Origin of the sequence: Ralstonia sp. 25mfcol4.1 (assembly GCF_900104095.1) — a bacterium.
Lineage (GTDB): Bacteria > Pseudomonadota > Gammaproteobacteria > Burkholderiales > Burkholderiaceae > Cupriavidus.
On record NZ_FNJO01000004.1, the window covers coordinates 400,462 to 420,988 of the forward strand.

At 68.4% G+C, this 20,527-nt stretch carries 16 protein-coding genes; 4 read left to right on the plus strand and 12 right to left on the minus strand.

Annotation, left to right across the window (positions count from 1 at the left end):
- Positions 1-15 precede the first annotated feature (15 nt).
- Positions 16-1,770, minus strand: coding sequence for an OPT/YSL family transporter (locus BLQ58_RS10305; RefSeq protein ID WP_049815883.1), 1,755 nt, complete (start codon positions 1,768-1,770; stop codon positions 16-18).
- Between the two features lie 501 nt (positions 1,771-2,271).
- On the opposite strand from BLQ58_RS10305, the gene BLQ58_RS10310 reads away from it, so the two are divergent.
- Positions 2,272-3,207 (plus strand): 2-hydroxyacid dehydrogenase, encoded by a 936-nt coding sequence (locus BLQ58_RS10310; RefSeq protein WP_029051106.1) that lies wholly within the window; start codon positions 2,272-2,274, stop codon positions 3,205-3,207.
- Here the strand turns inward: BLQ58_RS10310 and BLQ58_RS10315 are convergent.
- The 5 genes from BLQ58_RS10315 to zwf are packed head-to-tail and all read right to left on the minus strand — an operon-like array spanning position 3,204 to position 8,491.
- Entirely contained in the window at positions 3,204-4,538 is a 1,335-nt protein-coding gene (locus BLQ58_RS10315; protein WP_029051105.1) for a sensor histidine kinase, read from the minus strand. The genes BLQ58_RS10310 and BLQ58_RS10315 overlap by 4 nt on opposite strands.
- Positions 4,538-5,269: a response regulator transcription factor gene (locus tag BLQ58_RS10320; RefSeq protein WP_029051104.1), complete on the minus strand. Its 732-nt coding sequence runs from the start codon at positions 5,267-5,269 to the stop codon at positions 4,538-4,540. The genes BLQ58_RS10315 and BLQ58_RS10320 overlap by 1 nt, the downstream gene beginning before the upstream one ends.
- Positions 5,270-5,281: 12 nt before the next feature.
- Complete coding sequence (locus tag BLQ58_RS10325; RefSeq protein ID WP_029051103.1) at positions 5,282-6,271, minus strand: glucokinase; 990 nt, start codon at positions 6,269-6,271, stop codon at positions 5,282-5,284.
- Positions 6,272-6,299: 28 nt separating this feature from the next.
- Positions 6,300-6,989 (minus strand): 6-phosphogluconolactonase, encoded by a 690-nt coding sequence (gene pgl, locus BLQ58_RS10330; RefSeq protein WP_029051102.1) that lies wholly within the window; start codon positions 6,987-6,989, stop codon positions 6,300-6,302.
- 53 nt (positions 6,990-7,042) lie between these two features.
- Positions 7,043-8,491: a glucose-6-phosphate dehydrogenase gene (zwf, locus tag BLQ58_RS10335; protein ID WP_029051101.1), complete on the minus strand. Its 1,449-nt coding sequence runs from the start codon at positions 8,489-8,491 to the stop codon at positions 7,043-7,045.
- 328 nt (positions 8,492-8,819) lie between these two features.
- Here zwf and edd point away from each other — a divergent pair, with 328 nt between their 5' ends.
- Positions 8,820-10,646, plus strand: coding sequence for a phosphogluconate dehydratase (edd, locus tag BLQ58_RS10340; RefSeq protein ID WP_029051100.1), 1,827 nt, complete (start codon positions 8,820-8,822; stop codon positions 10,644-10,646).
- 118 nt (positions 10,647-10,764) lie between these two features.
- Here edd and BLQ58_RS10345 read toward each other — a convergent pair whose 3' ends face one another.
- From BLQ58_RS10345 to BLQ58_RS10365, 5 genes are all read right to left on the minus strand, one after another.
- Positions 10,765-11,700, minus strand: coding sequence for a mechanosensitive ion channel family protein (locus BLQ58_RS10345; RefSeq protein ID WP_092597285.1), 936 nt, complete (start codon positions 11,698-11,700; stop codon positions 10,765-10,767).
- 184 nt (positions 11,701-11,884) lie between these two features.
- Positions 11,885-12,781, minus strand: a complete 897-nt coding sequence (locus tag BLQ58_RS10350) for an AraC family transcriptional regulator (protein WP_029051099.1) — start codon at positions 12,779-12,781, stop codon at positions 11,885-11,887.
- 134 nt (positions 12,782-12,915) lie between these two features.
- The gene (locus BLQ58_RS10355; RefSeq protein ID WP_049815882.1) at positions 12,916-14,211 is read right to left on the minus strand and encodes an MFS transporter; all 1,296 of its coding nucleotides are present in this window, start codon (positions 14,209-14,211) and stop codon (positions 12,916-12,918) included.
- 204 nt (positions 14,212-14,415) lie between these two features.
- Complete coding sequence (locus tag BLQ58_RS10360) at positions 14,416-16,008, minus strand: peptide chain release factor 3 (protein WP_029051098.1); 1,593 nt, start codon at positions 16,006-16,008, stop codon at positions 14,416-14,418.
- A 133-nt stretch (positions 16,009-16,141) separates the two neighbouring features.
- Positions 16,142-17,143, minus strand: a complete 1,002-nt coding sequence (locus tag BLQ58_RS10365; RefSeq protein ID WP_049815881.1) for a YihY/virulence factor BrkB family protein — start codon at positions 17,141-17,143, stop codon at positions 16,142-16,144.
- 269 nt (positions 17,144-17,412) lie between these two features.
- Between BLQ58_RS10365 and BLQ58_RS10370 the strand changes: the two genes are divergently transcribed.
- Both BLQ58_RS10370 and BLQ58_RS10380 read left to right on the plus strand, forming a co-directional pair.
- A complete protein-coding gene (locus BLQ58_RS10370) occupies positions 17,413-17,634 on the plus strand; it encodes a hypothetical protein (protein WP_049815880.1) in 222 nt (73 codons plus the stop codon).
- Between the two features lie 911 nt (positions 17,635-18,545).
- The gene (locus tag BLQ58_RS10380) at positions 18,546-18,881 is read left to right on the plus strand and encodes a hypothetical protein (protein WP_029051097.1); all 336 of its coding nucleotides are present in this window, start codon (positions 18,546-18,548) and stop codon (positions 18,879-18,881) included.
- A gap of 163 nt (positions 18,882-19,044) precedes the next feature.
- Here the strand turns inward: BLQ58_RS10380 and BLQ58_RS10385 are convergent, their stop codons facing one another.
- The gene (locus BLQ58_RS10385) at positions 19,045-20,418 is read right to left on the minus strand and encodes a sigma-54-dependent transcriptional regulator (RefSeq protein WP_029051096.1); all 1,374 of its coding nucleotides are present in this window, start codon (positions 20,416-20,418) and stop codon (positions 19,045-19,047) included.
- Positions 20,419-20,527: the final 109 nt, after the last annotated feature.

The window sequence follows — 20,527 nt, forward strand, 5'->3', positions numbered from 1 at the left end:
CACACCACCCGCAGCCTACCCCACCACCGCCAGCAACCCCGCAACGCCGAACCCGAGCGCGGCCAGCGCGTCGCCGGCGATGAGACCGCCGCCGATCAGCGACGTGGTGCTCATGTCGTCGGGCATGGCGGCGTCGTTGGATACCGGGCGCTCGCGGTTTTCCACCAGGCTGGAGACCACACCGCCGGCGGCCATCCACGCGGCGGCCGGCAGGTTGACAAAGCCGCCGAACGACGATGCATAGGGCGAAGGCAGGATCACCGCATCGAGCATGAAATCGCACGCGCGGCCGGTGCGGCTGTGGTCGGCAAAGCGCCGGTAGCGCGCCGATGCGAAGATGGCCTTGCGCAGCACCTCGGTGACCAGCCCGATGACCAGACCGATCCATACGGCCTGCCGCTGGTAGGGCCGGTCCTCGGTCATGCTGCGCAGCGCGCCGACGATCTTGTAGGTCATGGCCGATGTCCACCGGGCGGGCTGCTGATCGGCAGGCAACACGGTCTGGTCGAGCCGCAGCACCGGATAGGCGTCCATGAACAGCCGCGCCAGCACCACCGCCAGGATCGCCCCCGCCACGACGCCGGCCACCTGATAGCCGAACTGCACCATGCGGTGGGTGCCCAGTCGCCAGCCCGTGGAACGGTCCTGCTGCATGTCGCAGGCTTGCGCCGTGGACACCAGCAGCACCGTGGCCGCGATCAGGCCGATATGCGGCTGGCGCAGGCCCACGGCCGCCATCAGGATCACCGTCAGCACGAACGCCGACGAGATCGGATTCTGGTCGACCATGCCGACCGAAATGCCGTTGACCAGTGCGAAGATCAGCACCAGCACCACGGCCATCAGCTGGTAGCCCACCGGCTGGCCGAACCACGCGGCGCCCGCCGCCACGACCGCCAGTCCCCACACCACGACCCACGCCACGATCCAGCGTTGCGGCTGCGCCGGCGCACGGCCAGGGGCGTGCGGCGCCCTGCTCGCCGGCTGTCGGGTGCGCTGCCACGCCGTCCGCAGCAACCGCAGCACATCAACCGCCGCCGCGCCCATGATCATGCCCAGCGCAAACAGGAACGTGATCTTGCGATAGGGGTCACCGGGCGCGAGCCAGCCGATCGACACGAAATACGGCGTCAGTGCCCACCCGGCCAAGCCGCCGACCAGCGCGGCGATGCCGATGCGCGCGCCGACGATCATGCCCGCGCCGACCGTTGACGCGGACAGGTCGATAGCACCGAGCCATGCGATGCGCGCTGTGCCCACACTGGCCAGCACCCCCAGCCCCATCCCGCCGGCCAGCCGCGCAATCGACCGGCGCAGCAGCACGGGGTCTGTCAGCGCGCGCAGGATATTGGCCACCGCCAGGCCCGACGGGAACGTGAGCTGCATCCGATCGACCAGCAACGGCGTGTAGAGCATGCCCACCCCCACGCCATACATCCCGATGCACAGCATGTAGCCGATCAGCTGCCACCACGGCGGCTGCGTCATCCCCATCCAGCCCATGGCCTGGATCACCACCACCATGCCGCCCATGCCGGCCACCGATGCGGCCGCGGTCTGGATGTAGTTGGCACCATGACGGCCCGCTGCGCCGTACCCGGCAGTGACCGCCGAACCGTGGATGCCCGCCAGCACCTGCCCGCCCACGAAGAAGCCGAGCGACAGGTTCATATAGGCCGCCGCGATGCCGCCCAGCGGCCCGAGCACGAGCATGCCGGCGGCGCCGAGCAGCGCGTGGTATGGCCAGGTGTTGGGAATGGGCAGTCGCATGCGTGTTGAAGTTAGGCGTAGTGGTGTGGAGGCGTTTGCCCTCTCCCCCGGCCCCTGTCCCGTTGGCGGGAGAGAGGAGATCACCAGGGGCATAACGGTCTCCGACGGCATTGGGGGTGAAAAATTGGCCTGATGGGCGGTGGATGCGGCTGCCCTCTCCCCCGGCCCCTCTCCCGCAGGCGGGCGGGGGGGAGAACGCCAGGGGCATCACAGTCTCCGACGGTTTGCTCCCCTTTCCCGCCGCGCGGGAGAGGGGTTGGGGGAGAGGGTGGGCCGGTCAATCACCAACACGCCCAAAGCGTACCCATTTCTGCGTGATTGCCCCAGCGAAAAATCGTGGAGCGTACCCGTTTCTGCGTACGCCGCCACACGGTGGCCTGGCATCTGATAATCGCCCGGAACCGCCAGGCGGTCCCAAGCACGCTACCCCATGCAGGCATAGAATGTGGCGTCGGCCTGGCCGACCTCCAACAACAACACCTCCTCGTCCCGCTGTCACGCATGAAGCCCGCCCTGCTCGTCCTGGTCCAGCTCGAACCGGACCATCTCGCCCTTGTCTCCCAGCAATACGACGTTGTCTACGCACCCAGCGCCGCCCAGCGCGCCGAGGCCGTCGCCAGTGCCGGCGGCACCTTCCGCGCCGTGCTGAGCAACGGCACCACCGGCATTACCGCCGCCGAAATCGACGCGATGCCCAGGCTGGAACTGGTCTGCGCGCTGGGCGCCGGTTACGAGAACATCGACATCGCCGCCTGCCGCGCGCGTGGCATTGCCGTGGGCAATGGCGCGGGCACGAACGACAGCTGCGTGGCCGATCACGCCATGGCGCTGCTGCTGGCCACCGTGCGCCGCGTGCCGGCACTGGACCGCGCCACGCGCGACGGCGTCTGGCGCAACACGATTCCGCTGCCGCCGAACGTGTCGGGCAAGCGGCTGGGCATCGTGGGCCTGGGCACCATCGGCCGGCGCATCGCCCAGCGCGGCCAGGGCTTCGACCTGGAAATCGGCTATCACAACCGCCGTCCGCGTGCCGACGCGCCGTTCCAGTACTTTGCCGATGTGATGGCGCTGGCCGAGTGGGCCGACTATCTGGTCATCGCCACGCCCGGCGGCGCAGAGACGCGCCATCTGGTCGATACCCCGGTGCTGCGCGCGCTGGGTCCGTCGGGCTACCTGGTCAATATCGCTCGCGGCAGCGTGGTGAACACGGCGGCGCTGGCCGATGCGCTGCGCGCCGGCGAAGTCGGGGGTGCGGGCCTGGATGTCTATGAAAGCGAGCCGAAGCCGCCGGTCGAACTGTTCGATTGCCCGAACGTCGTGCTGACGCCGCACGTGGGCGGCTGGTCGCCCGAGGCGGTGCTGGCGTCGGTGACCCAGTTCATCGAAAACGCCCGCCGGCACTTTGCCGGCGAGCCGCTGGTCGCACCCGTGAACTAGGCTACGGCCGGGAAGACCACGCGCACGCGCAAGCCCGGCGCCGCGTCTTCCAGCGCCACGCGGGCGCCATGGGACTGCGCCACCTCGTCAACGATGGCCAGTCCCAGCCCGCTGCCGCCCGTCGGTGCATCGGGTACGCGATAGAAACGGTCGAACACGCGGGCGCGCTCGTCGGCCGCGATCCCGGGGCCGTTGTCGGTCACCACCAGCTCTATGCCCTGCGCGGTGTGCGCCACGTCCACGTCGATGCGGCCGCCACGCGGGATGTAGTGCAGCGCGTTATCCACCAGATTGGTCAGGAGGATGCGCAGCGCGTCGGCATCGCCCCGGATCGTGACGGGCCCGTTGGCGCAGCTGTCCTCCAGCCCCAGGTCGATATCGCGATCGATGGCGGCCTGCGACATCTCGGCCACCACATCGCCCGCCAGCGCCCGCAGGTCCACAGGCTCATGCGGCGGCGGCGCGGCGCCCGGTTCCTGCCGGGCCAGCGTCAGCAACTGGGCCACCAGGTGCGTCAGCCGCTCAAGCCCCTGGCGCAACTGCCCCATCGCCGCCTGCCGGGCCTCGACGCTGGGCGCCCGCTCCACCAGCTGGGCCTGCAGTTGCAGCGCGGTCAGCGGCGTGCGCAGCGCATGCGCGGCATCGGCCACAAACGCGCGCTGGGTGTCGATGGCGTGGGCCAGCCGCGCCAGCAGCTGGTTCAGCGCATCGGACAACGGGGCGATCTCATCGGGCATGTCGCGCACGGCCAGCGGCGCCAGCGTGTTGGCATCGCGCGCGCGCACTTCGGTGGCAATCTCGCGGAGCGGCCGCAATCCGCGCCCCACGGCCATCCACACCAGCCACGCCAGCAGCGGCAACAGCAGCAGCAGCGGCGCCACGGTGCGCAGCGCCATATGCGCGGCCAGCGTGCGACGCGCGCTGAGCGGCTGCGCAATCTGCACCACCGCCGGCCCCAGTTGCACGCTGTAGATCCGCCATTCGCCGGATTCCGTACGGGCATCGGTAAAGCCAAGCTCCGCGCGCTGGGGCAACGCCGGGTGCGAATGCGACAGATAGAGGCTGCGCCCCGAGCCATCCCAGATATGGATCACCACGTCCTCGTCGGCGTGCAGCAGGTCGGCCCCGGTGGCGCTGTCGGGCGTGAACGGCGGCGCTACCGGCGCGCTGAACTGGCTCGGCAGCGCGGCGGCCACCTGCTTCATCTGGTAGTCGAACAGCGCGTTGGCTTCCTGCCGGGCCTGGCCGTAGATCAGCCCCGTGGCCACGGCGATCCCGGCCGCCAGGCCGGCCGCGAGCCACCACAGCAGCGTACGTTGAATCGATCGCATCAGTCCGGCGTTCCTTCCGCGCGGGCGGCGCCTTCAGCGCCGTCCCGGCCGTCCAGCTGCGGCATCAGGTATCCCACGCCCCGGATGTTGCGGATCAATGCCGCGCCGAACTTGCGCCGCAGCGCGTGGATATAGACCTCCACCGTGTTGCTGCCCACTTCGTCGTCCCAGCCGTAGAGCCGCTCCTGCAGTTGCGGCACCGACCAGACCTTGCCCGGCCGGGCCATCAGCGCCGACAGCAGCGCATACTCGCGCGCCGACAGCCGTACCGGCGTGCCGGCCCGCGAGGCCTCGCGCGTGGCCGGGTTCAGCACGATGTCGCCATAGCGCAGCACCGGTTCGGCCCGCCCTTCCGCGCGGCGCGCCATCGCGTGCATGCGTGCCACCAGTTCCTGCAGGTCGAACGGCTTGATGACGTAGTCGTCGGCCCCCGCGTTCAGGCCGGCCACGCGGTCGGCCACGGCGTCGCGCGCCGTGACGATCAGCACCGGCGTGCGGACATTGCGCGCCCGCAGCGTCTTCAGGACGTCGAGCCCCGAACGGCGCGGCAGGCCCAGGTCCAGCAGCACCAGGTCATAGCCGCCATCGGCGCGCGGGCCGTGCTGGTCGGACGCGGCGTCGAGCCCCGCGTCGCCATCGGTGACCCAGTCCACCGTAAAGCCCTCCTGGCGCAGCGCCACCTTCACGCTTTCGCCAATCATGGCGTCGTCTTCCACCAGCAATACACGCATGTTCGTCGGGATTCAGGATTGGGCGTGGCGCATATCGCCTTCGAGCCGGTCTGCCAGGGCACGGGCCAGGCCGGGCAGCGCCGGGAATTCGGACGCGATCACATAGACCGGGATATCGGCCAGGTACTGGCCCATGCGGCCCTTGTCGACAAAGCGCGCGTTGAACGGCGACGCGTGGAAGGCATCGACAAAGCGCGGCACGATACCGCCGCCGATATAAACGCCGCCACGCGCGCCCAGCACCAGCGCGACGTCGCCGGCCACCGAGCCCAGCAGGCCGCAGAAGGCATCGAATGCGCGGCGGCACAGGGGGTCGTTCTGCTTCAGGGCGCCCTCCGTGACCTGCGCCGGCGTCAGCGGTTCGGCCAGAAGCGTACCCATTTCTGCGGACAAGGCGGCGTGGATGTGTGAAAGGCCCATGCCAGACAACAGCCGCTCGGCCGACACCCGGCCAAGCTGGTCATGCGCCGCGCGCCATGCGATCCATTCGTCATCGGTGGCGGGCATCACCTCGATATGGCCGCCCTCGCCGGCCAGCGCCACGGCACCGCCGCCGGGCGCCGGCACCAGCCCCGACACCCCGAGGCCGGTACCGGGCCCGATCAGCGCGCGCGGCGCGGTGGCCATGGCGCTGCCCGGGCGCACCTGCACCAGATCGGCCGCGGGCAGGTACGGCAGCGCCAGCGCCAGCGCGGTGAAGTCGTTGATGGCCACCAGCGTGTCCAGGCCCAGCGCCTGGCGCATGGCCTCGATCGAGAACGCCCAGTTGTGATTGGTCAGCTTGACGTGGTCGCCGGTCACCGGGTTGGCCAGGCCGATGGCCGCGTGGCCGGGCCGCTCGCCCTGTGCCAGCGTCGACATGTACAGCCGCATCGCCGCTTCCAGCGATGCATGGTCGGCCACCTTGTAGGCCGTGACCTCGCCGATGCGCATCGGCGCGGATTCCAGGGCAAAGCGGACATTGGTGCCGCCGACGTCGGCAAGCAGGCGCGGATAGGTCATGGAAGAGACTGGGTTGCGGGATGGCGCGTCATTGCGCCTCGGTCCGGAAGATATCGACACCGCGCCGGTAGCGCGCCAGCACCACGCTGACCGGCAGCGCCGGCGTGGGCGCCTGCAACGCGCGCTCCAGCACGGCGTTCTTCTTTTCGCCGGTGATCGCCAGGAACGTGCGCTCGGCCGCCAGCAGCGCGGCCAGGTTCAGCGTCACGCGCGCGTGGGGCGCCATCGTCGGATGTGTGACCAGGTAACCCGGATCGGGCTCCGACAGCGCGGTCTGCAGCTCGGGCGCGTCGGGGAACAGCGACGCCGTATGGCCGTCCTCGCCCATGCCCAGCACCACCACATCGGGCTGCTGGAACGATGCATTGAGCCGCTGCACCGCCTGCAGCGGCGCGGCGGCCTCGGCCTCGTCGCGGATCAGCGGCACCCACCCTGCCACGCCCGCCCCTTCGCGCAGCAGGTGGCGGCGCACCAGTGCGCCGTTGCTGTCGGGATGGTCGGGCGGCACCGCGCGTTCGTCCACCAGCGTGACCGTCACGGCCTCCCAGCGGATCGGGCGATAGCGCAGCCGCTCGAACATCGGCACCGGCGATTTTCCGCCCGACACCGCCAGCACGGCCCAGCCCCTGGCCTTGATGACGAGGTCGAGCGCATGGCTGACCGAAATCGCCAGCGACTCGGCCTGGTCCATCAGCGTGGCATGTTCGAACTGGCGCATGGCGCGGGCTCCTTGTCAGTCAACAGGTGGATCGGGCCTGGGTCTGGCACGCGTCAGACTTCCTCGTGCCAGAGCGCGCCGTCGCGCGACATCAGCGCGGTGGACGCCGCCGGGCCCCAGGTGCCGGCCGTGTACTGCTTGGGCGGCACGGTGCTGGCGTCCCAGGTATCGATGATCGGCTCGACCCAGCGCCACGCCTGCACCTGCTCGTCGCGCCGCACGAACAAACCCAGCCGGCCGCGGATCACGTCCAGCAGCAGGCGCTCGTAGGCGCCGGCACGGCGCGTCTTGAACGAATTGGCGAAGTCCAGATCGAGCGAGGTGGGCGTCAGTTCCAGCGTGTCGCCGGCCTGCTTGACCAGGAAATACAGGCGGATGCTCTCCTCGGGCTGCAGCCGGATCACCAGCCGGTTCTGCGGCGACAAACCCAGCGGCTTGGGGAAGATGGCGTGCGGCACGTCGCGGAAATGCACCACGATCTCGGCCACGCGCGACTGCATGCGCTTGCCCGTGCGCAGGTAGAACGGCACCCCTTCCCAGCGCCAGTTGGCGATCTCGGCCTTGATGGCGACGAAGGTCTCGGTGTGGCTGTCGGGGGCGATGCCCTGCTCTTCCAGATAGCCCACCACCGGCTTGCCGGCGATGGCGCCCGAGCGGTACTGCCCGCGCACGGTCTTCTCGGCCACGTCGGCCGGCAGGATCGGCTTGAGCGCCTTCAGGATCTTGATCTTCTCGTCGCGGATGGCGTCCTCGCTGAGGCTGGCCGGCGGCTCCATCGCCACCATGCACAGCAGCTGCAGCAGGTGGTTCTGCACCATGTCGCGCAGCGCCCCGGTGCGGTCGTAGAAGTCGCCGCGCGTTTCCACGCCCAGTTCCTCGGCGATGGTGATCTGCACGTCCTGTACCCATTCGCGGCGCCACAGCGGCTCGAACAATGCGTTGCCGAAGCGGATGGCCATCAGATTCTGGACTGATTCCTTGCCCAGGTAGTGATCGATCCGGTAGATCTGGTCCTCGGCAAAGTACTGCGCCACGGCCGCGTTGATCGCCTCGGACGACTCCAGGTCGTGGCCAAGCGGCTTCTCCAGCACCACGCGCACGTTGGGCGTGTTCAGGCCGGTGCGGGCCAGTTGCTCGCAGATGGGCACGAAGATGTGCGGCGCGGTGGCCAGGTAGCAGACCACCACTTCGGGCTTGCGGGCCAGCACTTTCTCGGCCAGCGCGTCGAAGTGGGCCGGTTGGCGCGCGTCGGCCTGCACGTAGCAGATGCGGTCCAGGAACGATGCCCAGGCCTCGGGCGGCGCGTGTTCCAGGCCGGGGCGCACGGTGTCTTCCAGCGTGGCCTTGTACTGCTCGGTGGTCTGCGGGTGGCTGCCGGTGGCCAGGATGCGCGCCGACGGATGCAGCACGCCACAGCGGTGGGCGTCAAAAAGGGACGGCAGCAGCTTGCGCCGCGCCAGGTCTCCGGTGCCTCCAAACAGCACCATGTCGAAATCGGGCATGCTCACCCTGGGCTCCTTGCGGGGTATCGCGGAATGCGTGCGGAATGCATGGGGCAATGCGCGCCCCGGCATCTACTCAGTGGCGCCGGGCGGCGCATTGGTTCCAGTGATGTTACGTCACTCATGGCCGCTTGGACAGGCACGGGCGCCGCCAGGCGGAACCGGCGTACCCGTTTCTGCGTGCCGCCGGTGTGACCGAAAGCCGATGCGGAACATCCTGGCCGATCATCGATCCCATCTGCTGATAGCCAATGACGATGACACCGCAATGACGGTGACGTCCGGATTTTTCGGCTACGCTGAAAAGCGCCCTACAGGAGATATCCCCATGCCCCGCCACCCCGTACTGGAGAAGGTCACGGCCCGCATCGTGGCCCGCAGCGCCCCCACCCGTCAGGCCTATCTGGACCGCACCCGCGCCATGGCCGGCCAAAGGGTCGAGCGCGCCAACATTTCGTGTACCAACCTGGCGCACGGCGTGGCGGCCATGCCCGACGAAGCCAAGATCCGGCTCAAGGCGCAGGAGCGGCCCAACCTGGCCATTGTCTCGGCCTACAACGACATGCTGTCGGCCCACCAGCCGCTGCAGGCCTATCCGCAATGGCTCAAGGAAGCTGCCCTTGAAGCTGGCGGCACCGCGCAGTTCGCGGGCGGTACGCCCGCCATGTGCGACGGGGTGACGCAGGGCCAGGACGGCATGGATCTGTCGCTGTTCTCGCGCGACGTGATCGCCATGGCCACCGCCGTGGCGCTGTCCCACCAGATGTTCGACGGCGTGCTGTGCCTGGGCGTATGCGACAAGATCGTGCCAGGCCTGGTGATGGGCGCGCTGTCGTTCGGGCACCTGCCCGCCGTGTTCGTACCCGGGGGCCCGATGACCACGGGCATGAGCAACGACGAAAAAGCCCGTATCCGCCAGCTGTATGCCGAAGGCAAGATCGACCGCGCGGGGCTGCTGGAGGCCGAGACCCGGTCCTATCACGGCCCCGGCACGTGCACGTTCTACGGCACCGCCAACTCGAACCAGATGCTCATGGAAATCATGGGCCTTCACCTCCCGGGCACGGCATTCATCAATCCGAACACGCCGCTGCGCGAGGCGCTGACGCGCGAATCGGCCCGCCAGGCGCTGCGCCTGGTGCATGGCGGCGAACGCTACACGCCGATTGCCGAGGTGCTGGACGAACGCGCGTTCGTGAACGGCATCGTCGGGCTGGTGGCCACGGGTGGGTCCACCAACCATACGCTGCACCTGATTGCGATGGCCCGCGTGGCCGGCATCCAGCTGACATGGGACGACTTCCACGAGCTGTCTGCCAGCGTGCCGCTGCTGGCACGCGTGTACCCGAACGGCAAGGCCGACGTGAACCAGTTCCAGGCGGCCGGCGGTCTGTCGCTGGTGATCCGCGGCCTGCTGTCGCTGGGGCTCCTCCATGACGACGTGAACACGGTAGCCGGCCCCGGGCTGGCCCACTACATGCGGGAGCCGGCCCTGCGCGATGGCAAGCTGACATGGGTCGACGGCCCCGAAGCATCGCTCGACGACACCATCGTGCGCACCGCCGATGCGCCGTTCGCGCCCGATGGCGGCATCAAGCTGCTCGACGGCAAGCTGGGCCGGTGCGTGATCAAGACGTCCGCAGTCAAGCCCGAGCACCAGGTGGTGGAGGCGCCGGCCATCGTGTTCCATCACCAGGACGACGTGCTGGACGCCTTCAAGCGCGGCGAACTGGAGCGCGACTTCGTGGCCGTGCTGCCGTGGCAAGGGCCGGCCGCCTGCGGCATGCCCGAGCTGCACAAGCTCACGCCCACGCTGACGCTGCTGCAGGATCGCGGGTTCCATGTGGCGCTGGTCACCGACGGCCGCATGTCCGGCGCATCGGGCAAGGTGCCCGCCGCCATCCACGTATGCCCCGAGGCGTTGTCGGGCGGCGCCATCGGCAGGGTCCGCACCGGCGACATCGTGCGGGTGGACGCGCCGGCAGGCGTGCTTACCGTGAAGGTCAGCGATGCCGACTGGGCCGCCCGCACCCACGACGTGCCCGACCTGACGGCCAACCGCCATGGCGTGGGCCGCGACCTGTTCGCCGGCTTCCGCAAGCATGTCGGGACGGCCGAAACCGGGGCCTGTTCGTTGTTTGCGGATGAGGGCTGAGGGCTGAGGCTTCCCGTTTCCGCCGGCGTGGTTTCTTCCCGGCTCCTGCAAGCGGGAGCCGGGAAGAAGCCATCGGGAAGCTCAAAGCGTACCCGTTTCTGCGTACCCGTCGCAGGCGCTAGTTCGGCTTCCCTGACCCGGTCAGCCGGGCCCGATAGGCGTCGCCACGCCCGTCGCCACGCCCGTCGCCCTGGCCCGCTTCGGCCGTGTCCGCCTCGTCGGTGGACGGCACGCGCACCTCCTGCACGGGCACGGCAATGCGGCAGCCGGCCGCCTCCACCGTGGCCTTGAGCTTCGCGTACAGCGCGAACTGCACGCTCCAGAAATCGTCGTTCGACGTCCAGTAGCGCGCGTTCAGCGTGACGCCGCGCTCGGTGTAGCGCACCACCATGACTTCGCGCTTCGGCTGGGGCAGCAGGCGCTTCTCGCCGTCGAGCATGGCCGCCAGCGCGTCCAGTCCGGCCTGGATCGGGCTGTCGAAGGTCACCGTGACCTCCATGTCCATCCGGCGCGTGGGGTTCTCGCTGTAGTTCATGATCGAACTGCCCCAGATCTTGCCGTTGGGCACGCGCAGGCAGACGCCATCGAACGTCTGCAGCTCGATCATGAACAGGCCGGTCTCGCGCACCGTGCCGGCCACGCCCTGCGCGTCGATGTACTGGCCCACGCGAAACGGCCGCAGCAGCACCAGCATGATGCCCGCGGCGATGTTCTGCAGCGTGCCCTGCAGTGCCAGGCCGATAGCCAGCCCGGCCGCGCCGAGCATCGCGATAATGCTGGCCGTCTGCACGCCGAACTGCGACAGCACCAGCACCACGGTCAGTACACGGATCACCCATTGCACGATGCTGGCCAGCATGGGCCGCAGCGTATCGTCCACATGGGTGTGTTGCAGGGTCTGCCGCAGCGCCCGGGCGGCGCGCGCGGACAGCCACCATCCGATGATCAGGATGGTCAGGGCGGCCAGGCAATTCAGGCCCTGGCTGACGGCAAACTGGGTCAGATAGGCCCAGGTGGCTTCCAGCTTGGCGTGATCGATAAGGTTCAGGTCCATGCGTCGGGCTCCGGGTGTCAAACCCCGCACGACTTGCGAAGGACGTGCCAGCTGCAGCACAACCGGCGGCAAAAGCGTACCCGTTTCTGCGTGATTCCCGGCGGCACAACGGTTGCGGTGACGACATCCCCGGACGCGCCTCGGGCATCACAAGCGTGCCCGTCGGGCCGTCGGTGTGCAGGATTTACAACTCGCCTGAAATTCCTGCCGCCGTGCGCCACTGGCCCGGCGTGACGCCGTAGGCCGCCCGAAAGCGGTTGTTGAAGTGGCTGGCCGACGCAAAGCCGGCGCGGCTGGCCACCTGCTGCAGCGACAGCCGGCCGTCGTCCAGCATCGCACGTGCGAGATCTAGCCGGGACCGCATGACCCAGGCGTGCGGCGCCATGCCAAACGACACCCGGAACATCCGCGCGAAGTGGAATTCCGACAGGCCGGCCAATGCGGCCAGTTCACCTAAAGTCGGATTTTGGGCGGGATGGGCGTGGATCCAGTCGGCCACGCGGCGTCTGGCCTGCGCCGACAGCCCGCCGCGCCAGTCCGCCGCGGGCTTGCGCGCGCCATGCGACAACAGCAGATGGGTCACGGCCCGGTGCGCCATGGCGTTGCCGACCATACGGCTGTCCGGGTCCTGCCAGTCCAGCGCCACGAGCTGGCGCGACAGGGCCGCCAGCCCGGCATCCTCGACGAAAAGCAGGTCCTGCAGCTGCAGCGCGCGAGGCTCGGTGTCGAGCACGCGCACACAGTGCCAGGCCAGGTGCTCCGGCTGGAAGTAGAGATGCAGGAATCGCTGCGCGCCGCCCACATGCCAGGCCGATTCGTGTCCGGCCGGCAGCAGGCAAAGGCGGTCCGGGCCGCCCTTGCGATCAGGGGCATCCCGGCGATAGGTGGAATAGCCGCCTTGGAGGTACATCGACATCGTGTGGTGCCCGGGCCGGGCGTAGGCGGTGTCGTCGTGGCGGTTGCGCCAGAGCGCCAGCCCGAGGCCATCGCCCAGCACGCAGGCGCGCTCCAGCGACGCACGCGATTGCGTGAGCGCGGAAAACACGGCGTTGTCGGTGAGCGGCTGGGAGGTGTCTGCCATGGCGTGACTCTAATCCAATCCGGCTTCCCTGCGGACGGATGGCGGCGACGCAGAAACGGGTACGCTCGTTCGTGCGCGCCGACATGGAAAAAGGGCGGCCAGGCCGCCCTTCCGAAGGTTCGCGCCGTGCTGCATCAGCGTGCCGGCGCCGCCTTGTTGGCGGACGCGTCCGCGCCTTGGGGGCCGGCCGGATGGTCGTGCAGGCGGTCGCGGTTGGTCAGCATCGGGAACAGCTTCATCCATGCCGCCACCACCAGGATCGTGCCGGCGCCGCCCAGCAGCACCGCGCCCACCGGCCCGAGCAGCGCCGCCGTCACGCCCGATTCAAACTCGCCAAGCTGGTTCGATGCGCCGATGAACACCGAATTGACCGCGCCTACGCGGCCGCGCATGTCGTCTGGGGTATCGAGCTGTACCAGCGTCTGGCGCACCACCACGCTGATCATGTCCGACGCCCCCAGCACCACCAGTGCGGCCATCGACAGCGGCAGCCACGTCGACACGCCGAACACCATCGTCGCCACGCCAAAAATGGCCACCGCGCCAAACATCACGCGGCCCACGCGGCGGTTCAGCGGATGCCGCGCCAGCCACAGCGCCGTCACCAGCGCCCCGATGGCCGGCGAGGACCGCAGCAGGCCCAGGCCCCACGGGCCGGTATGCAGGATGTCGCGCGCATAGATCGGCAGCAGGGCCGTGGCGCCGCCCAGCAGCACCGCGAACAGGTCCAGCGACACCGCGCCCAGCAGCACCTGGTGGCTGCGGATATAGGCAAAGCCGGCGAACAGCGTCTTGATGCTGACCGGCGCGGTCAGGCGTTGCGCGGCCTGGCGCAGCTTCAGCGTGAACACCAGCACCGCGGCGATGGCGAACAGCACGGCGCTGATCGCGTAGACCACCCCCGCGCCCGCCACATAGGCAAACCCGCCCAGCGCGGGGCCGATGATGATGGCGGTCTGCGCAGCCGAACTGGCCAGCGCCACGGCGCGCGGCAACTGGCGGGGCGTGACCACGCTGGGCAGCAGTGCCTGCAGCGTAGGCGTCTCGAACGCCCGGCAGCCGCCGATGGCCGCCACGAAGAAGAAGATGTGCTCGCTGGTGACCCAGCCCGAGAAGCTGGCCACGGCCATCGACGCCGCAATCACGGCTTCGAGCATCTGGCAGGTCCGCACGATGATGCGGCGATCGAAACGGTCGGCCACGTGGCCGGACATCAGCATCAGCACGATCGACGGCAGGAACTGCACCAGCCCCACCATACCGAGCATGAACGGATCGCGCGTCAGGTCGTACATCTGCCAGCCCACGGCGACCGTGAAGATCTGATAGCCAATGGTGGTGCAGAGCCGGGCAAACCAGAAATGCCGGAAGGCGGGGTCACGAAAGACGGAATCCGGCTCGTCGGCCGGCAGCGCTGAGGCGTTGGACATGGGGCTGAAAGCGCCCTGAGGGCGCAGGAGGCAGGCAATGTACGCATTCGCGTACAAAGCTCAGGATTCTAGCCCAGACGCCAGCATTGCGCCGCGCCGGTGTTGTATCGTTGCCGACACAATGAAGTTATCAACACAGCACGCCAAGGCTGGCCCGACGCCGTCGCGGAGTCGGGCCAGCCTCGGGGCCCCGCCTCGGTCGGATCAGGCGATCTCGCGCGTTTCGAGGAAGCGGATATTCGGGAAGCGCTCCTGCGTCAGGCGCAGGTTGACCATGCTCGGGGCCAGGTAGACGTGATCGCCGGCACCGTCGATGGCCACGTTGTGGCCGTTCTTGTCGATCAGCTTCTCGATCTCGGCCGGATCGCCCTTGAGCCAGCGCGCCGTGGCGCATTCATGCGACTCGAAGATCGCATCCACGCCATATTCGTGCTCCAGGCGGTGCGCCACGACGTCGAACTGCAGCATGCCGACGGCGCCCAGCACCAGCTCGTTCGACATCAGCGGACGGAACATCTGCGTGGCACCCTCTTCGGCCAGCTGCTGCAGGCCCTTCTGCAGCTGCTTGACCTTCAGCGGGTTGTTAAGGCGCGCGCGGCGGAAGAATTCGGGCGCGAACGACGGGATACCCGTGAAGCGCAGCGGCTCGCCTTCGGTGAACACGTCGCCGAGGCGGATCGTGCCGTGGTTCGGCACGCCGATGATGTCGCCGGCGTAGGCTTCCTCGGTCGTGTTGCGGTCCTGCGCCATGAACGTGATGGCGTTGTTGATGGCCACGGTCTTGCCCTGCGCCACGTGCAGCAGCTTCATGCCGCGGTCGAAGCGCCCCGAGCACACGCGCACGAACGCGATGCGGTCGCGGTGGCGCGGGTCCATGTTGGCCTGGATCTTGAACACGAAGCCGCTGAACTTGCCTTCCTGCGGTTCGACGGTGCGCGATTCGGTCGCACGTGCCAGCGGCGGCGGCGACAGTTCGCACAAGGCGTCCAGCAGCGACTGCACACCGAAGTTGTTGATCGCCGAGCCAAAGTACACGGGCGTCTGCTTGCCGGCCAGGAACGCCTCGCGGTCGAACGTGTGCGACGCGCCGCGCACCAGTTCGATCTCCATGCGCAGTTCGTCGGCCTGCGAGCCCAGGATGCGGTCGAGTTCGGGGTTGTCCAGGCCGTCGAGCATGGCGGCGGTACCCTTCTCGCCCTTCGGATCGAACAGCTGCACCTTGTCGTCGATCATGTGATACACGCCGCGGAAGGCCTTGCCCATGCCGATCGGCCAGGTCATCGGCGCGCACTGGATCTTGAGCACGTCCTCGATTTCGTCGAGCAGTTCGATCGGCGAACGGCCTTCGCGGTCGAGCTTGTTGATGAACGTCAGGATCGGGGTGTCGCGCAGGCGGCAGACGTTGAGCAGCTTGATGGTCTGGGCTTCCACGCCGTTGACGGAGTCGATCACCATCACGGCCGAGTCAACCGCCGTCAGCGTCCGGTACGTGTCTTCGGAAAAGTCCTCGTGGCCCGGCGTGTCGAGCAGGTTCACGATGTTTTCCGGCACGTCCGGCCGCGACTGGTACGGGAACTGCATCACCGACGACGTCACCGAGATGCCGCGCTGCTTTTCCAGCTCCATCCAGTCGGACGTGGCGTGGCGATCGGCCTTGCGCGCGCGCACTTCGCCGGCCACCTGGATGGCGCCGCCGAACCAGAGCAGCTTTTCGGTCAGCGTGGTCTTACCCGCATCCGGGTGGGAAATGATGGCAAACGTGCGGCGACGCGCAATTTCGGAAACGAGCGAACTCACGGCTTCTGGAATCGGATAAGGGGCGATGGGCGAAAGGCGCCCGGGCGGGGCGCCGGCGCCGCCGCGACGGGTTCGGGCGGGCACCAGGGGCCTGGGAGCAACCCGGGACGCGTCCCGGGATCGGATTGGGGCGCTATTTTACCGGTTCGCGGTGCCGGCCGGGGGCGTGTGTTGCCGGAGGGCGGTTTTCTCGCGCCGGATCGCGCCCACGCAGGCTGCCGAATTGCAACGCATACTGCCGCGTCAGTTCGGCGCCAAAGAAGAAAATCTGTGCCGAGTAATACACCCAGAGCATCAGCGCCACCACCGAGCCTGCCGCGCCGTACGACGACGCCACCGCGCTGTTGCCCAGATACAGCCCGATCAGGCGTTTGCCCACCGAGAACAGCAGCGCCGTGATGATGGCGCCCATCAGCACGTCACGCCACGCGATCCGCACGTTCGGCAGCATCTTGAAAATCGTGGCAAACAGTGCGGTCACCACGGCGAACGAGAAGGCGGTGGAAATCGCGTCGGCCACGGGCGCGAACCACGAGGCCGTCCAGAGCTGGCCCCAGAACCGGTTGACCACGGCCAGGGCCGCGTTGACCACCAGCGACACCAGCAGCATGAACGCCAGCGCCAGCACGATGCTGAACGACAGCATGCGCGCGCGCAGCAGCTTCTTCCATCCAGCCCCGATTGGCGGCGGTGCCTGCCAGATATCGTCGAGGCTGCTCTTGAGCTCGGCGAAGGCGCTCGTGGCGCCGACGATCAGGATGCCGAAGGCGATCGTCGCAGCAATGCCGCTGCCGCCGGCCCGGTGCGTCGCGGCCAGGATGCCCTGGATGGCTGCCGCGCCCTGTTCGCCCACCAGGCCGTTGAGCTGCGAGAAGATTTCGCCGCGCGCGGCTTCGGCGCCGAAAAACAGGCCGGCAATGGAGATGACCAGCACCAGGATAGGCGCCATCGAGAACAGCATGTAGAACGACAGCGCCGCACCCTTGCTGGCGGCGCGGTGATCGAACCACGACATGATGGCGGCCGACACCACGCGCGCGGTGCGGCTGCCGGTATGGCGATCGGGCAGCCAGCGGCCGCGCTGGGGGCTGGGCGGCGAGCGGTCGGGCTTCTCGGGCACGTGTTCTGAAGGCATGCCGGGGGCGTCCTTGAGTGGGCTGGCGTCGGGCAGGTTCGAGCAGACCGGCGAGGCTGGCCCGGAGCCTTGGACCCTGGCCCCGAGCATCGCCCGTGTGGCGCTTGCTGTCTGTCAGCTGAAGTCTGATGCGTGCGTTCATCATAGTGCGCTCGGGCCGCGGCCGACACGTCTGCCTGCTACAGTTGATCAAGGCACACATGCCGTACCGGCCGCGACCGGTGCGTCCCCCCGGCACGCAGCGAGTCGGGCCCTAACAGGAGCCATACGTGATCTTCACCAAGAACGGCCAGCCTTCCACCGCTTGCGCCGGCCGCGTTGCGGCCCGGCTGATGCCGTGCCTGATGCTGCTTGGCCTGGCAATGTTGTCCGGCTGCGAACGCAACCAGCAGCCGGGGCCGGGCCCCAAGCCGATATCGGGCAGCACCGCGACGACGCCCCCCGCGCCCGCCACGAACGGCGCCTCCGGCGCGCAGGCCGCGCCGCGCTGACGCGCGAACCGCTGCCGGCGCGCACTGCCGCAACCCGGCGGCGAGCATTCGGCAGCGTACCCATTTCTGCGGACTGTCGCTGGTTTCAGTGATGCAACCGGATGCACGCGTCATCGGCGGGCAAAATCCGGCGCGGCCGGACTTGCGGCATTTCTCTCGGCGCGCGGCGGTTCTGGCCCGAAAAGCAGACGCGCCTGCGGGTTTGGCGGCCTGCAGATTGCCCCACTCCCACCTTCGCGCCCGTCCGCGCCCCCTTGGCGCCCCCTTGGCACCCCCTCCAGGCCCGCCGCGGGCGCGGCCGGCCCCCTGCATCCGGCAAGTTGAGTGTCGCGCGTGACGGGTCCACGCGATCTGCCGTCCGCTTGTCGTAACACTGGCGTAACCGATTGCCGCCGCCGGGCGGTCATGGCGCGCGACATACAGCGCCGCGCTGGCCGGCAAGCCTTGTAAAACAAGCGTTTGCACCCGATTGGCACACTTGTCGCTCTGTTTCGGCTGGGAGAAGTACGAGTCGAATAACAAAGACGTCAGAACGCAGGAGAAGACACTGCCATGCGTCATCCACCCGCCCGAATGACGGCGCGCCGCCGCGCCTATCGGCTTGCAGGCCCGCCCCCGTCCGTCAGGGAATTGCTCTCGCCGCCCTTGCTTCCGTCTCCACGGCAGGCCACGCGGCCAGTCACGTCGTTTTGCGCCACCGCCCAGCGCAGTTCGGCCGCGCCGGCCAGCCGGCAGCGCAACGGACATCCTGGCTGCTGACGGTCGCCTGGACGATGCATTTGGCCTGGCAGATGGCGTGAAACAGGCTTTCGGGCACGCGCCCGTTGCTTTTTGGCGCGCCTGCACCTAAACAGGTTTACGTGCTCCGTCCCCCGGCGGGCACCTTTTTCCAGCAAGGGAGGGAGCCACCCATGTACGCCAGAGTTTTCGCCACCATCGCAGTGGCATTGCTCTCGACCGCTGCCACGTCCGCACTGGCGGGCAACTACGCCTATTTCGACCGGCCGGACGATGCAAGCCTGAACAATCACGCGGCAGTCAGCAACGATATCTACGTGCGGGCCTTCGGCTGGGCCTGGGGCGACGTGCGCTTCAAGCCCGACCAGACGCCGGCACAGCCCGCGCAGCCGGCCGAACGGCAGGCGCGCGACTACATCACCGACCCCCACGACGTGTCGCCGGGGCGTCTGCAGCACGACGACAGCCCGCCCCCTCGCGGGCGCCGCGGCAAGGTCAGCATGAGCTGAGGCCGCTGGCCGGCAGTATGCGCGGGCCAAGCCGCGCCAGCCTTTCGCCGCTGTCCGGGCGAAAGGACGAAGGGGATCCGGCGAGCGGACGTCGCCGGATCCCCCTTGGCGCCACGTACAGGTCGTGGCGTTTTACCTTTGCCGGTCTTCTGCGACGTTCGGGCTAGTCTCCCGACGCGCCTGGCTGCAAATCCACGCGGATATTGTGCTTGTGCATCAGCCGGTACAGCGTCACGCGCGACACGTTCAGTTCGCGCGCGGCCGGCACCACGTGGAAGCCATGGCTGGCCATCACCGTGCGGATGGCTTCGCGCTCGGCTTCTTCCCGGATGGCATCGAGCGTCTTGCGCGGGACTTCCACCCCACCATGCAACTGCAGGTCCTCGGCGGTGATCTTGCGGTTGTCGGTCATCACGATCGCACGCCGCACGCGGTTGATCAGTTCTCGCACATTGCCGGGCCAGCTGTATTGCATCATGCCCTGCGTCGCACACGTGGAGAACCCGCGGATGCGCCGGTGCGCCTCGTGCCCATGCTCGGCCAGCACGGCGTTGGCCAGCAGCAGGATGTCTTCGCCGCGCTCGCGCAGTGGCGGGATGGTGAGCGTCAGCACGCAGAGCCGGTGGAACAGGTCGGAGCGGAAGCGGCCGTCGCCCTGCGCCGCCACCAGATCCACGTGCGTGGCGGAGATGATGCGCAAGTCCAGCGGAATCGACTGGTGGCCACCGAGGCGCGTGATGGTGCCCTGCTGCAGGAACCGCAGCAGCGCCACCTGGCTTTCCAGCGGAAGGTCGCCGATTTCGTCCAGGAACAGCGTACCGCCCTGCGCCTGCTCGATCCAGCCGATCTTGCGCTGGTTGGCGCCGGTGAAGGCGCCCTTCTCGTAGCCGAACAGTTCGGACTGGACCAGGTGCGACGGAATGGCGCCGCAGTTGATGGCCACGAACGGCCCCTTGCGCCGGCTCGACGCTTCGTGAATGGCCTGAGCAGCCAGCTCCTTGCCGGTGCCCGATTCGCCGGAGATGAACACGGGAGCATCGTTGTGCGCCACCTTGGCCAGCGACCGGAACATGGCACGCATCGGCTGGCATTCGCCGATCATGGGTCCGCGCGTGTTCTGTTCGGGAATGCGCGCGCCGTGCAGGCAGGCCATGCCGTGGGCGTGCTTGAGCGTGTAGAGGAGTTCGTCGAACGAAAACGGCGTGCGCACATAATCCACGCAATAGTCGCGGATCAACCGTCGTACGCGTTCGTCCTGGAGCATGACCGTCGACGTGATGGCCACCCACATGACATGCAGATGCTGCAGTCCCTGCTCGAGCTGGGTCAGCTCGGCGTCGGTGTACGGCGCCTGCAGGTCGATGATGCCGGCCATCGGCGCGCTGCCGCGCACCGCGCGCTCCAGGTCTCGCACCTGTTGCACGCGCCGGATTTCCCAGCCTGATCCAAACTGGGATGCACTGAAACCAAAATCTTCATAGCGCGACACGAGCACGATCTGTGCGGTGCGTGCGGGCGCCTTGCACAGTCGGTCCATGACGTTCTCCCTGACGTTGGGCTTCTTGTTGGTAGCAACGGAACCGGCGGAACGCGCGGCCGCGGGCCATTCGGCCCGGTCCGGTTCCGCTGGCTGCGCGGGCTGGCCC

Bases quoted from the DNA above. Each gene is read 5' to 3' on its own strand.
- BLQ58_RS10305 (WP_049815883.1), bottom strand. From the start codon at position 1,770: ATGCGACTGCCCATTCCCAACACCTGGCCATACCACGCGCTGCTCGGC.
- BLQ58_RS10310 (WP_029051106.1), top strand. From the start codon at position 2,272: ATGAAGCCCGCCCTGCTCGTCCTGGTCCAGCTCGAACCGGACCATCTC.
- BLQ58_RS10315 (WP_029051105.1), bottom strand. From the start codon at position 4,538: ATGCGATCGATTCAACGTACGCTGCTGTGGTGGCTCGCGGCCGGCCTG.
- BLQ58_RS10320 (WP_029051104.1), bottom strand. From the start codon at position 5,269: ATGCGTGTATTGCTGGTGGAAGACGACGCCATGATTGGCGAAAGCGTG.
- BLQ58_RS10325 (WP_029051103.1), bottom strand. From the start codon at position 6,271: ATGACCTATCCGCGCCTGCTTGCCGACGTCGGCGGCACCAATGTCCGC.
- pgl (WP_029051102.1), bottom strand. From the start codon at position 6,989: ATGCGCCAGTTCGAACATGCCACGCTGATGGACCAGGCCGAGTCGCTG.
- zwf (WP_029051101.1), bottom strand. From the start codon at position 8,491: ATGCCCGATTTCGACATGGTGCTGTTTGGAGGCACCGGAGACCTGGCG.
- edd (WP_029051100.1), top strand. From the start codon at position 8,820: ATGCCCCGCCACCCCGTACTGGAGAAGGTCACGGCCCGCATCGTGGCC.
- BLQ58_RS10345 (WP_092597285.1), bottom strand. From the start codon at position 11,700: ATGGACCTGAACCTTATCGATCACGCCAAGCTGGAAGCCACCTGGGCC.
- BLQ58_RS10350 (WP_029051099.1), bottom strand. From the start codon at position 12,781: ATGGCAGACACCTCCCAGCCGCTCACCGACAACGCCGTGTTTTCCGCG.
- BLQ58_RS10355 (WP_049815882.1), bottom strand. From the start codon at position 14,211: ATGTCCAACGCCTCAGCGCTGCCGGCCGACGAGCCGGATTCCGTCTTT.
- BLQ58_RS10365 (WP_049815881.1), bottom strand. From the start codon at position 17,143: ATGCCTTCAGAACACGTGCCCGAGAAGCCCGACCGCTCGCCGCCCAGC.
- BLQ58_RS10380 (WP_029051097.1), top strand. From the start codon at position 18,546: ATGTACGCCAGAGTTTTCGCCACCATCGCAGTGGCATTGCTCTCGACC.
- BLQ58_RS10385 (WP_029051096.1), bottom strand. From the start codon at position 20,418: ATGGACCGACTGTGCAAGGCGCCCGCACGCACCGCACAGATCGTGCTC.